Annotated in this window: 9 protein-coding genes and 4 tRNA genes; 6 read left to right on the top strand and 7 right to left on the bottom strand. The window is 41.2% G+C overall.

Features of this window, described 5'->3' with window-relative positions:
• Positions 1-2 precede the first annotated feature (2 nt).
• From EGC82_RS03675 to EGC82_RS03660, 4 genes are all read left to right on the top strand, one after another.
• Positions 3-1,412 carry a TolC family outer membrane protein gene (locus tag EGC82_RS03675; RefSeq protein WP_124729550.1) on the top strand — a complete coding sequence of 470 codons (1,410 nt, stop codon included), beginning with the start codon at positions 3-5 and terminating at the stop codon, positions 1,410-1,412.
• Positions 1,412-2,017 carry an OmpA family protein gene (locus EGC82_RS03670; RefSeq protein WP_124729549.1) on the top strand — a complete coding sequence of 202 codons (606 nt, stop codon included), beginning with the start codon at positions 1,412-1,414 and terminating at the stop codon, positions 2,015-2,017. The genes EGC82_RS03675 and EGC82_RS03670 overlap by 1 nt, the downstream gene beginning before the upstream one ends.
• Before the next feature lie 86 nt (positions 2,018-2,103).
• Positions 2,104-2,754, top strand: coding sequence for a transglutaminase-like cysteine peptidase (locus EGC82_RS03665; protein ID WP_124729548.1), 651 nt, complete (start codon positions 2,104-2,106; stop codon positions 2,752-2,754).
• Between the two features lie 7 nt (positions 2,755-2,761).
• Positions 2,762-4,684, top strand: coding sequence for a bifunctional diguanylate cyclase/phosphodiesterase (locus EGC82_RS03660; protein WP_124729547.1), 1,923 nt, complete (start codon positions 2,762-2,764; stop codon positions 4,682-4,684).
• A 322-nt stretch (positions 4,685-5,006) separates the two neighbouring features.
• On the opposite strand, the gene EGC82_RS03655 is transcribed toward EGC82_RS03660, so the two are convergent.
• The 4 genes from EGC82_RS03655 to EGC82_RS03640 form a co-directional block, all read right to left on the bottom strand.
• Positions 5,007-5,083: transfer RNA gene (locus tag EGC82_RS03655), tRNA-Pro, on the bottom strand.
• A gap of 61 nt (positions 5,084-5,144) precedes the next feature.
• A tRNA-Pro gene (locus EGC82_RS03650) sits at positions 5,145-5,221 on the bottom strand.
• A 27-nt stretch (positions 5,222-5,248) separates the two neighbouring features.
• A tRNA-His gene (locus tag EGC82_RS03645) sits at positions 5,249-5,324 on the bottom strand.
• Between the two features lie 51 nt (positions 5,325-5,375).
• Positions 5,376-5,452: transfer RNA gene (locus tag EGC82_RS03640), tRNA-Arg, on the bottom strand.
• A 252-nt stretch (positions 5,453-5,704) separates the two neighbouring features.
• On the opposite strand from EGC82_RS03640, the gene EGC82_RS03635 reads away from it, so the two are divergent.
• Complete coding sequence (locus EGC82_RS03635) at positions 5,705-8,329, top strand: diguanylate cyclase domain-containing protein (protein WP_124729546.1); 2,625 nt, start codon at positions 5,705-5,707, stop codon at positions 8,327-8,329.
• Positions 8,330-8,354: 25 nt separating this feature from the next.
• Here the strand turns inward: EGC82_RS03635 and rep are convergent, their stop codons facing one another.
• Positions 8,355-10,367: a DNA helicase Rep gene (gene rep, locus EGC82_RS03630; RefSeq protein ID WP_124729545.1), complete on the bottom strand. Its 2,013-nt coding sequence runs from the start codon at positions 10,365-10,367 to the stop codon at positions 8,355-8,357.
• Between the two features lie 143 nt (positions 10,368-10,510).
• Between rep and ubiK the strand changes: the two genes are divergently transcribed.
• Positions 10,511-10,759, top strand: coding sequence for a ubiquinone biosynthesis accessory factor UbiK (gene ubiK / locus EGC82_RS03625; protein ID WP_124732550.1), 249 nt, complete (start codon positions 10,511-10,513; stop codon positions 10,757-10,759).
• 75 nt (positions 10,760-10,834) lie between these two features.
• On the opposite strand, the gene EGC82_RS03620 is transcribed toward ubiK, so the two are convergent.
• Complete coding sequence (locus tag EGC82_RS03620) at positions 10,835-11,971, bottom strand: pyridoxal-phosphate-dependent aminotransferase family protein (protein ID WP_124729544.1); 1,137 nt, start codon at positions 11,969-11,971, stop codon at positions 10,835-10,837.
• A gap of 241 nt (positions 11,972-12,212) precedes the next feature.
• Positions 12,213-13,778 (bottom strand): threonine ammonia-lyase, biosynthetic, encoded by a 1,566-nt coding sequence (gene ilvA / locus EGC82_RS03615; protein ID WP_124729543.1) that lies wholly within the window; start codon positions 13,776-13,778, stop codon positions 12,213-12,215.
• Between the last annotated feature and the right edge of the window lies 1 nt (position 13,779).

Raw genomic sequence — 13,779 nt, 5'->3', positions numbered from 1 at the left:
TAATGATAACTATTATAAATCAACAAAAAAAGTTAAGTGTAATAGCACTAGCTATATCAATGTTGATAGCGCCAACAGCCTCAAGCCAAACACTTGAGCAAGCTGTTGCGCATACGCTAGACACAAATCCAGATTTACGCATCGCTTTTAATCGTTTTAAAGCGCGCGAAGAGCAAGTTAATCAGGCTGTAGCAGGTTATATGCCTACTGTTGACATTTCTGCTGGCTATGGCTGGGAGCAAACAGATAGCCCTTCTACTCGTCGTAAAGTGGGTCAAGGTGATGTTGATAGCGACGGTATGATTGATTTAGAACGTGGCGAAGCCGGTTTTAGTATCAAACAAATGTTATTTGACGGCTTTTATACCAGCAGCGAAGTCGATCGCTATTCGTATGAAGCCAGTGCTGATCAGTGGGCATTATTTGCTGCTGCTGAAGATATGGCATTAGACGTTGCAAAGGTTTACTTAAACTATATTCGTAGTGAACAAGTATTAGTATTATCTGAGAAAAATCTCGCGAGCCATAAAGAGATTTATGATCAAATAAAACAGCGAACTGATTCTGGATTAGGATCAATAGCAGATTTATCGCAAATCACTGGTCGTCTTGCTCGCGCAAACGCCAATGTCATTTCGGCTAAAAACAATTTAGAAGATGCACGTGCAGCCTATATAAGAATTGTTGAAGCAAAGCCTGATGACTTAATTTTGCCCGTGCCTGATGCCGATATGCTACCCGAAAGTTTAGATAAAGGGCTTGTGGCAGCAAAATCGAAACACCCAGTGTTGAAATCAGCAGAAAGCGACATCAATGCTGCTAAAAAAGAGCGTAGCTCAGCCAAAGCCAGTTATTTCCCACAATTAAGCTTAGAACTTAATGGTAATTGGAATAACGATACTGACGGTGAAGATGGTTACAGCGCAATTAACAGCCAAAATGTTAACGGCTATAACAATGATTTAGTTGCTATGGTTCGGGTTAAATATAACCTTTTCTCTGGTGGTAAAGATGTCTCTAGAGATAGAGAAACAGCTTATAAAGTCAACGAAGCTAAAGAAATTCAACAGCGCGCATATCGTCAAGTGGTTGAAGGTGTCTCTTTGGCTTGGAATGCCTATGAAATGCTAGCACCACAAAAGCAGTTCATCCGTGAACACGTTGTGGCAGCAAAACAGACTCAAGTGGCTTATGTGCAACAATTTAACTTAGGTCAACGTACCCTTCTCGATTTACTCGATACCGAGAATGAGCTATTTGAAGCACGTAAAGATTACTTACAAACTGAGTATGACGAAATTGCTGCACGCTATAGAGTACTGAATGCGACTGGCGATCTACTCGACTCACTTAGAGTTACACGTCCAGGAGAATGGCGTGGTGAGCATGATTATGAGGGAGGTGTTAAATAATGAAATATTTAGTGATTTTACTCGCATTGATTACAACAGCGGGCTGTTCAGTCAACGATATTGTCGAGTCAACGGCGTCTACGCCACAAAAATTTGATCTTGCTGATAGCGATCGCGATGGGGTAATTATGGCTCGTGAACGTTGTACCGGTACTGTGATTGGTGCCGCCGTAGACAACTATGGTTGTGGACGCATAACGGACATAAATGAACGCCAAGATTTAAAAATTCTATTTAGTAATAATTCTGTTGTTATTGATACTCAATATTATAACCAAATTGAACGAGTCGCTAAAATAATGACCACCTACCCGACCACTAAGGTGACGATTGAAGGTCATACAAGCAAACGCGGGAGCTATGAGCTTAATTTAGCCTTATCTCAGAAACGCGCTAAGGCGGTTATCGACGTATTAGAAAATACATTTAATATCGATCCAAGTCGCTTAGCTTCAATTGGTTATAGTTTTGATCGACCTATTGATAACAGCGGCACAGCTGAAGCGGAAGAGCGTAATCGTCGTGTAGTCGCAGAAGTCACCGCCGATGATACCATTCCAGAAATGAGATGGAATATCTATACTGTTGATGAGCAAATTGACTAACAGATACACAAGGCATTGATTCTTTGAGTCGCGAAGGCAGCAAAGTAACTAAATCACTGTATAAAAGGGTCTGTCATGTTTGTATTATGACATCGGCCCTTTTAGTTTCATGCTTATTCGCAGCCCCGACTCAAGAATTAAACCAACAAAAAACAGTTTCAGCACTTTCGAAACGCTATGGAGACCGAGCAGGATTACGCGCAAATGCTTGGTTTAAAATCATTAGTGATTCGCAACAACTTGCTGAAATCGATAAATTAGAGAAAGTTAATCAGTTCTTTAACTTATTTAGATTCATTGATGATCAAACTCTATGGGGCGATTCCAACTATTGGGCATCTCCGATGGAGTTTATAGGGGCTAATGGCGGCGATTGTGAAGATTTTTCCATCGCAAAATACTTCACGCTTCTACAACTTGGTGTTCCTGAAGATAAACTCAGGATCACCATGGTAAAAGCGACATCGTTGAATCAATATCATATGGTGCTAGCGTACTACGAAAAGCCGAATTCGATTCCGTTAGTACTCGACAATTTAGATAAAACCATAAAACTGGCAACAAAACGAAAAGATCTCCTGCCTGTTTACAGCTTCAATGGTAAACAATTATGGTTAAACAAAGAAAAAGGCCGAGGTGTTTTAGCAGGCTCATCATCACGCCTTGAAAAATGGACTGACCTTAAACTTAGATTAGGTGTAGACCGTTTACGCCAACCCAAACTCAACATGGAGTAGTGACAACATGACCCTGTTCAGGCAGATCTATGCGTTACTTTTCGGGCTGTTCTTGTTAACTATTGCAAGTGTAGCCTATGTACAATTTTCGGAAACCCAAGGTTTCTTATCCAAACAAATGGAATCTGATCTCAATAATGCCAGTAACTCATTAGGATTAATGTTAACGCCGGTTTTAGAAGCCGCTGATGATGCTGGAGCAGAAACATTAGTTAATGTTATTTTTGAGGGCGGCTACTATCAGCAAATCAAGTTAACTTGGTTAGTGGGTGGCAAACAACAAGTTTGGAATAATTCTGTTCGAGTAGACAATGTCCCTCAATGGTTTATAGATCTTAACTTGTTCAAAACCATAAAAAAACAAACCACGATTACCTCTGGTTGGTTACAACTTGCCACACTTGAAATTACCGCTCACCCTGGATTTGGCTATCAAGAGTTATGGCGGATTATTACTGACATTATTATTCTGTTTTCTATCTTATTCCTCATTGCGATTATATGTGCAAGAGTAGGGTTGAGTTGGATTTTAAAACCATTAAATACTCTTTCTGTACACGCAAAGAAAATTGCTGAACGCCAATTTGGTCCAGACATGCCAACGCCAAAAACTAAAGAACTGAAAGAGCTAGTTAATGCTTTTAACAGTATGTCTGCTCAATTAAAACAAGTATTTAACTCTCTTGATGAAGAAGTATCCGCATTAAGAAAGAAAAATCTCGTCGATCAAGTTTCAGGGCTACCCAATAGGCAATATATGGTCAGTCGAGTGAATGGTTGGTTAAGTGAGCCTAGTACTGGAGCGCTTTACTTAGTCAAAATGGATTGGTTAGAAGAAGTTCATAGTAAATACGGTTTCCAAGTTCGTGATGAAACTATTCGTGTTTTGGCCGAAAAACTACAGCATCATCAAGATGAAATATCCTCATCTGTTATCGCCCGCATTGCAGCCTATGAATTCGCCTTCCTTGTTGAAGATTGTGAACATGAGCAACTAACTAAATATTTACAAAGCTTAATACGTACCGTAAATAAAGAAATATCTAAGTCTGGCTGCAAACCAAACGAACAGTTTTATATTGGTGTTGCAGAGCGTTTAGGACAAATGACAGTATCAGATATGTTGGCTCAAGCAGATAATGCACTGCAACAGTCTATTAAAGACGGCAAGGTGTTCCATTGGTTTGAGAACACTCAAAAGCAATTATTTACCCGAGAGGAATGGCGTAGTAATTTAAATCACGCTATAAAGAACAAAAAATTCCAATTCCGTTGGCAGCCAATTCAACTCTGTGCCAGAGATGAAATTTGTCAACGCGAACTATATTGCCAACTTCAAATAGGCGAAACAACCCTGCACGCAGGTCAGTTTATGCCGTACGTGGAATTGCTATCATTAGGTACAATGCTTGACCGGTGTTTAATTGAAACCGTTAACGAGCATCGCTTATTTGAACGTAATTATGAACGTGTGGCCATAAACCTCACTTATCAAAGTATCGGCGATACTGATTTCCACATGTGGTTGAAGCAGTTTCTACGAGCCAACAAATTTGCCGATCGTATTTGTTTTGAAATCCCAGAAGCGAGTGTGTATAGCGACTTGGAGTCTTGTGAAAACCTCTGTAAAGTTATTCGCGACTCTGGTGCACATTTTGGTATTGACCATTTTGGTCGTCAATTTGGCTCTATGGCATACTTACAGAGCTTGCGTCCAAACTATGTCAAACTTGACCAATCTCTGGCTTATATTGAAGATAACCAACACAACAGTGAATTATGCCGTGCTTTAGTCAATGTGGCTAAGGGATTAGATATTCAAGTGATTGTGACTGGGATACAAGAAGCGACACAATTGACCAGATTTACGGATCTCAGAGTCGATGCTTATCAAGGCTTCATTGTACCGCCAGTTAATGTGAAACTATAAATAATATTGATTCACTAGCGAACACCAACCACTCCCTGGAGTGGTTTTTTTATACCACATATTCATAGGCCCTTAAGTCACTCATTAAATCTATTCGCCAAGATTGCAGTGAGCTAATCACGCCAACTGTATGGATGTAACAGAAGCGCTACGACATTACTTCAACAGATATTAAAGAGTCAATACAAACACCGCTGATGTGTGTATAGCTCATCTGATTAGTATTAAAGGCAGTAAGCGTCACTATCAAATACAGTTGTAATCATTGACCCAAATTACAAAAACAAAAAAGCCACTCATTAGAGTGGCTTTTTTGTTAAATTGGTCGGTGATAGAGGATTCGAACCTCTGACCCTCTCGTCCCAAACGAGATGCGCTACCGGGCTGCGCTAATCACCGAAATTTATTTCTAACTCTTGCTATAACTCATCGACACTAATGCTAATCAGCTACAAAAATGTGGTCGGTGATAGAGGATTCGAACCTCTGACCCTCTCGTCCCAAACGAGATGCGCTACCGGGCTGCGCTAATCACCGAAATTGTACATAACACTATAAATTGAATGGGGTGACTGATGGGGCTCGAACCCACGACAACCGGAATCACAATCCGGGACTCTACCAACTGAGCTACAATCACCACTGACTTTCAATTCTACTAACCAATACGACGGAAACTGTACTTACCGAATGGTGCGCCCAGAAGGATTCGAACCTTCGGCCTTACCCTCCGGAGGGGTACGCTCTATCCAGCTGAGCTATGGGCGCTCGCCTTGGTTAGCGAGGCATATAATAAGGATAAACCTCCCCCGCGTCTAGCCCTGATTTACTTTTTTTAACTGACTGCTCAACTTTTGACTCATTTATGATAACTATTTACTCACCCTCGCTCATTTGCGATAGTTATTAACTATATACTTACATTTATTTCGCTTGGATCACATTTGTATTTATGGTAATTATAATGGCTGTTCAACAATATTTGTTCACATAATTAATAGGATAACAATTAACAAGGGTATGGATACTAACATTAGTCACTCAACAACGTCTCCTAGAGTCGAGCATCTACAAAAAAGGATCGCCCGCTTAAAACGTTTGGCTAAAAAATATAAGCGTTCTGAAATTATTCAAAACGCATTACTGGGTATTTCCAATATTGCGACTCAGGTGACTTCACTTGATGATTTTTATCAACGAGTACATTTACACCTGCAACAGCTTATTCCTGCAGAAAACTTTTTTATTGCATCTCAAGATCCTAAAACAGGATTGACAAGTTTACCTTTTTTTGCAGACCAACAAGATTCGCACCCAACAGAACTCTATCCAGATCAAGAAATATCGGCACTCCTTAATAGTGGCCTAACCGGTTATGTGCTTCGTAACGGTGAACCTTTATTATGCGACGATAATAAGTTTAATGAATTAATAGCCAGTGGCGATATTAAAAGTCTTGGCTCACCAAGTCATCAATGGCTCGGTGTACCCATCAAGACCCAAGATATTGTCAGCGGTGTATTGGTCGTACAAAGCTATAACGAAGCCAATACCTATGGTGAACTAGAACTAGAATTAATGGGTTTCATCTGCCATCATATTTCAGGGGTAATGGAACGACTCGAGCATCATCAACAACTTGAACAAGCTATTATTGAACGCACTAAAGAACTCAGCCAAGCTTATGAGAAAGTCAAAAAAGAAATAACAGAGCGTGTTAAAGCTGAAGAACTGCAAAAAGTTTTATTCGAAATAGCCGATCTATCTGCATCCAATGTGCTCCAGCAAGACTTTTATTTACGCCTTCACAATATTATTAGTCAGCTTATTCCTGCGCATAACTGTTTTATTTCTTTAATTGACGATAACAATATGTTGTCATTTCCTTTTTATGTTTCGCAAATGACCGCTGAATATCCTGCCTCTCGTCCCATGCAGGATGGATTAACCGAATACATATTACAACATAAGTTACCGCGATTATTATCGGCTAAAGACATCACTCGCATGGTCTCCATGGGGGAGATTTATGCACAGTCACCGCAATTAAATAAAACCGATAGAATGCATCAATGGATAGGTATTCCATTGATCATCAATGGTGATGTGGCTGGGGCATTAACCATTTACAGCTTAGATGACGCCCATATTTATCAATTGAAAGATCTAGAACTACTCACGTTTGTCTCCCAACATATGGCGAATGCTATTGAGCGCAAATTAGCTGCTGAGTCACTCAAAAACAGCCATGAACTATTAGAAGATAAAGTGGTAAAACGCACTAGAGCACTCGCTGAACTAAACAATAATCTTCAACAAGAAATTAACCAACGCCGTAAAATGGAAGATCAACTACTGCACGATGCTCAGCATGATGGACTAACGGGTTTACCTAATCGTAGCTATTTAATGGAGCGTTTGTCACAAGCATTAAAACACTTACGCAGGCATGGATTAGATCAATTTTCATTACTATTTATTGATCTTGATAGATTCAAAGTGATCAATGATTCTTTTGGTCACTTAGAAGGCGATCGTTTTTTGATTGAGACGTCGCAACGTATAAAATCATGTATTCGCGACAATGATACTCTGGCCCGTATGGGCGGCGATGAATTTGTTATATTACTTGACCGAATCAATGCTACTGAAGATGCAGTAGAAGTCTGTGAGCGTATTTTACAGACGTTATCTATGCCGTATCAGCTAGCCAAACAAGAGTTTATTTCTGGTGCCAGTATTGGTGTTGCTTTTAGTGGCCGCAATAAATTAGTCACTAGCGAATCGCTTCTTAGAGACGCTGACGCAGCTATGTATCAGGCCAAAGCTAATGGCAAAGGCTGTTACGTGATTTTTGATGACAAGCTCAGTGCCCAATCTAAATTACAGCATGAGTTAGAGATTGATTTTAAGAAGGCGCTTGAGCAACAAGAGTTTAAAATACTCTACGTTGAGGTAGTTGACTTTACCACAGGTGAAATTATTGCTATCGAACCGCAAGTTGAGTGGCATCATCCAAAACAGGGCCTCATTGAACACACAAAAATGAAACGTTTAGCGGTGCAATATCAACTAACGCTTAATTTAGATGCTTATATATTTACCCATTTAAATGAACATTTTCAATCGCTCAAGCAGTATTATGGTGCCAATATTCATTTTCATTTATCGATTAGCAGTCAACACATTAAAAACAAGTTTGTTTTACGTAATCTCAAAAATACCATCAAAGGCAGCAGTATCGAGTTAAGTAAGCTAATGTTGTTTTTTAACGAAAAAGCCTTAGTGCAAGACACTGAAAATCATATCAATGGTTTTGAGTTAATCTCACAACTTGGGGCACAAATCGGTATCGATGGCTATGGTACGGGTTACAGTTCATTAAGCTGCCTCAGTTTTTTACCGATTAAAGCGTTAAAACTGGATGAAGACATTAGTAAACACTTACTCAATGACAAACAATTACAGTTAGTAAAGGCTTACCAGTTAACAGCAGCCACCCTCCAGTTTGATATGTATGCCACTACCGTAGACACACAGCAACAGGTAAGACAATTTTTAGACCTCGGTTATGTACGTGGCCAAGGTCGTGCATTAAGTAAGTTATTTTGTGAAAAAAAAAAGCCCCATAAAGCCTGTGCCTAATTAATAAACCCATAATAGTTAAGGGTTACTTTTTAAACATATCGCGTATATTGGCAATATGACTTTTACTGGTTTCGACACGTTGCTCTTCCGTTTGCACCGGCTTACGATTTTCCCAAATTAAATCATCTTGTGGTAACTCAAGTAAAAAACGACTGGGTTCACAACGCATCGTTTCACCAAATTGGCGGCGCTCACGGCATATCACAAACCACAATTCACGTTGTGCACGGGTAATACCCACGTACGCCAGACGTCGTTCTTCATCAACATTGTCTTCGTCAATACTCGACTGATGTGGCAAGATCCTTTCTTCAACGCCCACCATGAACACAAAAGGAAATTCCAGTCCTTTAGAGGCATGTAAGGTCATTAACTGAACCTGGTCGCCGCCTTCATCCTCACTGTTACGTTCCATCATGTCACGCAGGGTTAATCGGGTGACCACTTCGGGTAGCGTCATCGGTTCATCTAACTCATCACCTTCAAGCATTTCAGTAACCCAACGGTACAACTCTGAAATGTTTTTCATGCGCATTTCAGCCGCTTTAGCGCTAGTGCTAGTTTCGTATAAGTAATCTTCGTAATTGATTTTGCGAATAAGCTGTTTAATTGCTTCTACCGGTTCACCACGGGTTGCGAGCTCGCCAGTATCAACAATAAATTTACCAAACTGATACAGTGAGTTGACCGCAGCTGGTGCTAAATGATGATTCAGTTCAACATCAAAAATCGCTTCAAATAACGAGATATGCTTTTGATTAGCAAAATTACCTAAACGCTCCAGTGATGCAGGGCCTATGCCGCGTTTAGGTAAATTAACCACTCGTAAAAAGGCGTTGTCATCGTCCGGGTTCACCACTAAACGTAAATAACCCATGATATCTTTAATTTCTGCACGAGAGAAAAAAGAAGTACCACCACTTAATTTATAAGGAATACGGTTAGTCATTAACGCCCGTTCAAGTAAACGAGACTGATGATTACCACGGTATAAAATAGCGTAATCACCAAACTTAGTACGACCAACAAACTTATGCCGAATAATTTCAGCCACTACTCGCTCCGCTTCCTGTTCTTCGTTAGCGGCAATTAACACTCTTAGCGGCTCACCATAAGCTAATTCACTAAATAATGCCTTGTCGTACACGTGAGGATTGTTGGCAATCAAAATATTGGCCGCACGAAGAATGCGTTGGCTGGAGCGATAGTTCTGCTCTAACTTAATCAATTTAAGTTTTGGGAAGTCGGTTCCTAGTAATACCAAGTTTTGTGGTTTGGCCCCGCGCCAAGAATATATAGACTGATCGTCATCGCCAACCACAGTAAAGCGTGAACGCTGGCCTACCAACAATTTAACTAATTCGTATTGGCTGGTATTGGTATCTTGATACTCATCCACCAGCAAGTACTGAATTTTAGTTTGCCAACGGGTACGCACTTCTTCATTTGTGCGCAGTAATAAGGTAGGAATTAAGATTAGGTCATCAAAATCGAGCGCATTGTAGGACTTCATATGCTGAGCATAGCGAGCATACAACATGGCAAATAATTGGCTTTGTTCATCTTTTGCCATACTTTTTGCTTGCTGAGGAATGACTAACCCGCCCTTCCAGTTCGATATTGCAGAGGCGAGGGATTTGATCAGATCTTTATCGTCATCTAATTCATCTTCGGTTAGCTCTTTTAATAATGCAAAGGTGTCTTGATCATCGAACAAAGAAAAACCGGCTTTAAGCCCAAGCACTTTATGCTCGCGCTTAATAATTTCGAGCCCTAAGGTGTGAAAAGTCGAAATCCATAATCCACGGGCTTCTTTGCGTCCCATAGACTGGGCCACACGTTCTTTCATTTCTCGTGCGGCTTTGTTAGTAAAAGTGACGGCTGCAATATTACGGGCTTTATAACCACACTTTTCAACTAGGTAAGCAATTTTATTAATGATCACTCGTGTTTTACCACTCCCCGCGCCAGCAAGCACTAAGCATGGACCCGACACATAATGGACGGCTTCATTTTGCCCTGGATTGAGTTTCATTAATTATTACACCTTACTTAACCTTAAACGAAGGCGGATCATAGCAGAATCGACTGGTGACGGTTAACGAAAAATCACAGTTAAGGTTTGGAAAAACGCTGACCTCGGTTACAATTAGTTCAATATACCAGTAGGGGTTCATGATGATTAATCCAAAGAAAATTGAAGAGCTCGCAAAACAACTTAGCGACAACTTACCTAGCGGTGTTAAGCAATTTGCAGGGGAGTTTGAAGAGCGAAGCAAACAGCTATTACAAAACCAACTGATGAAGCTGGATGTAGTATCGCGTGAAGAGTTTGAAGTGCAGCAGCATGTATTACTTAAAACCCGTGAAAAGCTTGAAGCATTACAAGCGCAAGTGAATGAGTTAGAGAGAAAATTAGCTAACTAGCTTGCGATGAAACGCTAATAAGCATAAAAAATGACGCTCTAGAGCGTCATTTTTATAATAATAAAAATGGCTTGTTTACGCTAACGACTCTTCTAATGCATGTAAGCAAAGGGCGACGTTTTCACGACGAGCACTAAAGCCCATCAAGCCGATACGCCATGCTTTACCTGCCAAAGCACCCAGTCCTGCACCAATTTCTAAATTATATTCTTCCAATAAATGCTTACGCACTGCAGCGTCATCAACACCTGCTGGAATATACACAGTATTAAGTTGTGGTAAACGCGACGACTCTTCAACTACAAATTTAAACCCTAGTTTGGTTAATCCATCACGCAATAATAGATGCATTTTACGGTGTCTTGCCCAGGCATTTTCGAGCCCTTCATTGGCCAACAAACGTAAAGACTCATGTAAGGCATATAATGCATTCACTGGTGCGGTATGGTGATAACTGCGCTTAGCACCAGCTGCATTGCCCCAATATCCCATCACTAAGGTTTGATCTAAAAACCAACTTTGCACCTGGGTGGTACGAGCTTTTAGTTTAGCGACGGCTTTAGGTGAAAATGACACCGGAGATAAACCGGGCACACAAGATAAGCACTTTTGGCTGCCTGAATAAATGGCATCAATGCCCCACTCATCCACCAGCAATTCAACGCCACCCAATGAGGTCACCGCATCAACAATACTGATACAGTCATGTAATTGCGCCAAGGTACACAAGGTTTTAGCATCCGACAGCGCACCCGTTGAGGTTTCAGCATGTACAAAAGCTAAAAATTTGGCATCAGGATGAGCCACCAGTGCAGCTTCAACTTTATCTGGGCATACTGGTTCTCCCCATTCATTGTCAACCACAACCGCGACACCGCCAACGCGCTCAACGTTTTGGCGCATGCGCTCCCCAAACACGCCATTACGACACACGATTACCTTTTCACCTGGTTCAACTAAATTGACAAAACAGGTTTCCATACCGGCACTGCCAGGTGCAGATACCGCTAAAGTCATTTCATTTTTAGTTTGAAAAGCATATTGAATTAAGCTTTTTAGCTCATCCATCATGCCAACAAATAATGGGTCAAGGTGACCAATAGTCGGTCTTGATTGTGCCGCAAGCACTTCTGGATACACATCAGATGGGCCAGGGCCCATTAGGATACGGCGCGGTGGCATAAAAGCTGGAATTGTTGGTACGGGTAACATCAATGTCTCCTTAAAATGAGGTCGTAAATTCATAGCTCAGTATGAATCTGGGAAAATTTACCCTACATATAAAGCAAACCATACCAACCAGTTACTGCAAAATATATCAACATCAATTTATTAGAGTCGTTGGTAATAGCTTCTACAAACCCACGAATATATTTTCGCTTTAGGCACAATGACAATACCACATTGAGGCGTTTAATCACCTCAGTATGATATTAAAATATCAATTATAGCTTCACTTTTTAGTGCTATTTAAAAAGAGCTTATATGCCGGACTGTGGGTTTCTTCTTGATAAACGAAACCCAGCTCCGTTAAAAACTGTGCAAATGCTACATCGTCTTTAGCGGGGACTTCAAAGCCGGTTAATACCCTACCAAAAGCGGCACCATGATTGCGATAATGAAATAAACTGATATTCCATTTACTCTGTAACGTAGTTAAAAACTTCAGCAATGCCCCAGGATGTTCAGGAAACTCAAAGCTAAATAAACGTTCTTCTAATGGTTCAAGAGGATGACCGCCGACCATATAGCGCACATGTAATTTAGCCGTTTCATCTTGGGATAAATCTTGAACTTCAAAGCCTTCCGACTCAAGTTTAGTAATAATCTCGCTTAGCTCTGCTTGGCCACAGGTAAGACGAATGCCAGCAAATACCACTGCAATATCACGGCTACTAAAGCGATAGTTAAATTCGGTCATCACCCGTTTATCGAGTAACTCGCAAAAACGTAAAAAGCTGCCAGGCTTTTCAGGGATTTTTACCGCTAGTACCGCTTCTTTTTGCTCCGCTAATTCGCAGCGTTCAGACACGTAACGTAAGCTATGAAAATTAACGTTGGCACCACTCAAAATTGCCGCGACTTTTTTAGGTGCATCACGCTCATGACCATGTTGCGCCATGTATTTTTTAAGCCCTGCAATCGACAAGGCGCCTGCAGGTTCTGCAATCGCTCGAGTATCTTCAAAGATATCTTTAACCGCTGCGCAAATTTCATCAGACGTGACAGTAACCACTTCATCAACATATTCTCGTGCTAAGCGAAATGGCTCGGTACCAATGCGCTTAACCGCTACGCCGTCAGCAAACAAACCGACTTGGGCAAGTGTTACCGGCTCATCGGCTTCTAATGCCGCCTTTAAGCAAGCGGCATCTTCGGGTTCAACCCCAATGATCTTCACTTGTGGCATTACTGCCTTGTAATATGCTGCAATACCGGCAATTAAGCCACCACCGCCAACGGGCACAAACACGATTTCGATATCGCGTTGCTGCTGAACCATTTCTTGCGCAATAGTGCCTTGCCCCGCAATCACCGCTTCATCATCAAAAGGGGCAATATACACCCGTCCTTCAGTTGCCGAGAGGTTTTTGGCATAGTCATTGGCTTGATCAAACGCCTGCCCGTGAAGTACCACATTGCCACCTAAGCGTTTCACTGCATCAATCTTAATATCTGGCGTAGTGCTAGGCATGACAATGACGGCATCAATACCGCGACTGGCAGCAGACATTGCTACACCTTGAGCGTGGTTACCTGCCGATGCACACACCACCCCTCTGTCACATTCATCTTGAGTTAATGCTGCAATACGGTTGTAGGCACCGCGTATTTTAAACGAATGCACTGGTTGCATATCTTCACGCTTTAAATACACCTGACAACCAAAGCGAGCAGACAATTTATTCATGCTCGACAGTGGCGTCACCTTAGCCACATCATAAACAGACGACAGCAAGATTTTCTGTAAATAATAATGGGCCAAATCTAATTGAGTTTGAGACGCCAAAGCCAACATA

This window comes from Shewanella livingstonensis, assembly GCF_003855395.1.
Taxonomy (GTDB): domain Bacteria; phylum Pseudomonadota; class Gammaproteobacteria; order Enterobacterales; family Shewanellaceae; genus Shewanella; species Shewanella livingstonensis.
This window is presented reverse-complemented; position numbering and strand designations above follow the sequence as displayed.

Coding starts and splice junctions, on each gene's coding strand:
- EGC82_RS03675 (WP_124729550.1), top strand. CDS start 3: ATGATAACTATTATAAATCAACAAAAAAAGTTAAGTGTAATAGCACTA.
- EGC82_RS03670 (WP_124729549.1), top strand. CDS start 1,412: ATGAAATATTTAGTGATTTTACTCGCATTGATTACAACAGCGGGCTGT.
- EGC82_RS03665 (WP_124729548.1), top strand. CDS start 2,104: ATGACATCGGCCCTTTTAGTTTCATGCTTATTCGCAGCCCCGACTCAA.
- EGC82_RS03660 (WP_124729547.1), top strand. CDS start 2,762: ATGACCCTGTTCAGGCAGATCTATGCGTTACTTTTCGGGCTGTTCTTG.
- EGC82_RS03635 (WP_124729546.1), top strand. CDS start 5,705: ATGGATACTAACATTAGTCACTCAACAACGTCTCCTAGAGTCGAGCAT.
- rep (WP_124729545.1), bottom strand. CDS start 10,367: ATGAAACTCAATCCAGGGCAAAATGAAGCCGTCCATTATGTGTCGGGT.
- ubiK (WP_124732550.1), top strand. CDS start 10,511: ATGATTAATCCAAAGAAAATTGAAGAGCTCGCAAAACAACTTAGCGAC.
- EGC82_RS03620 (WP_124729544.1), bottom strand. CDS start 11,971: ATGTTACCCGTACCAACAATTCCAGCTTTTATGCCACCGCGCCGTATC.
- ilvA (WP_124729543.1), bottom strand. CDS start 13,778: ATGTTGGCTTTGGCGTCTCAAACTCAATTAGATTTGGCCCATTATTAT.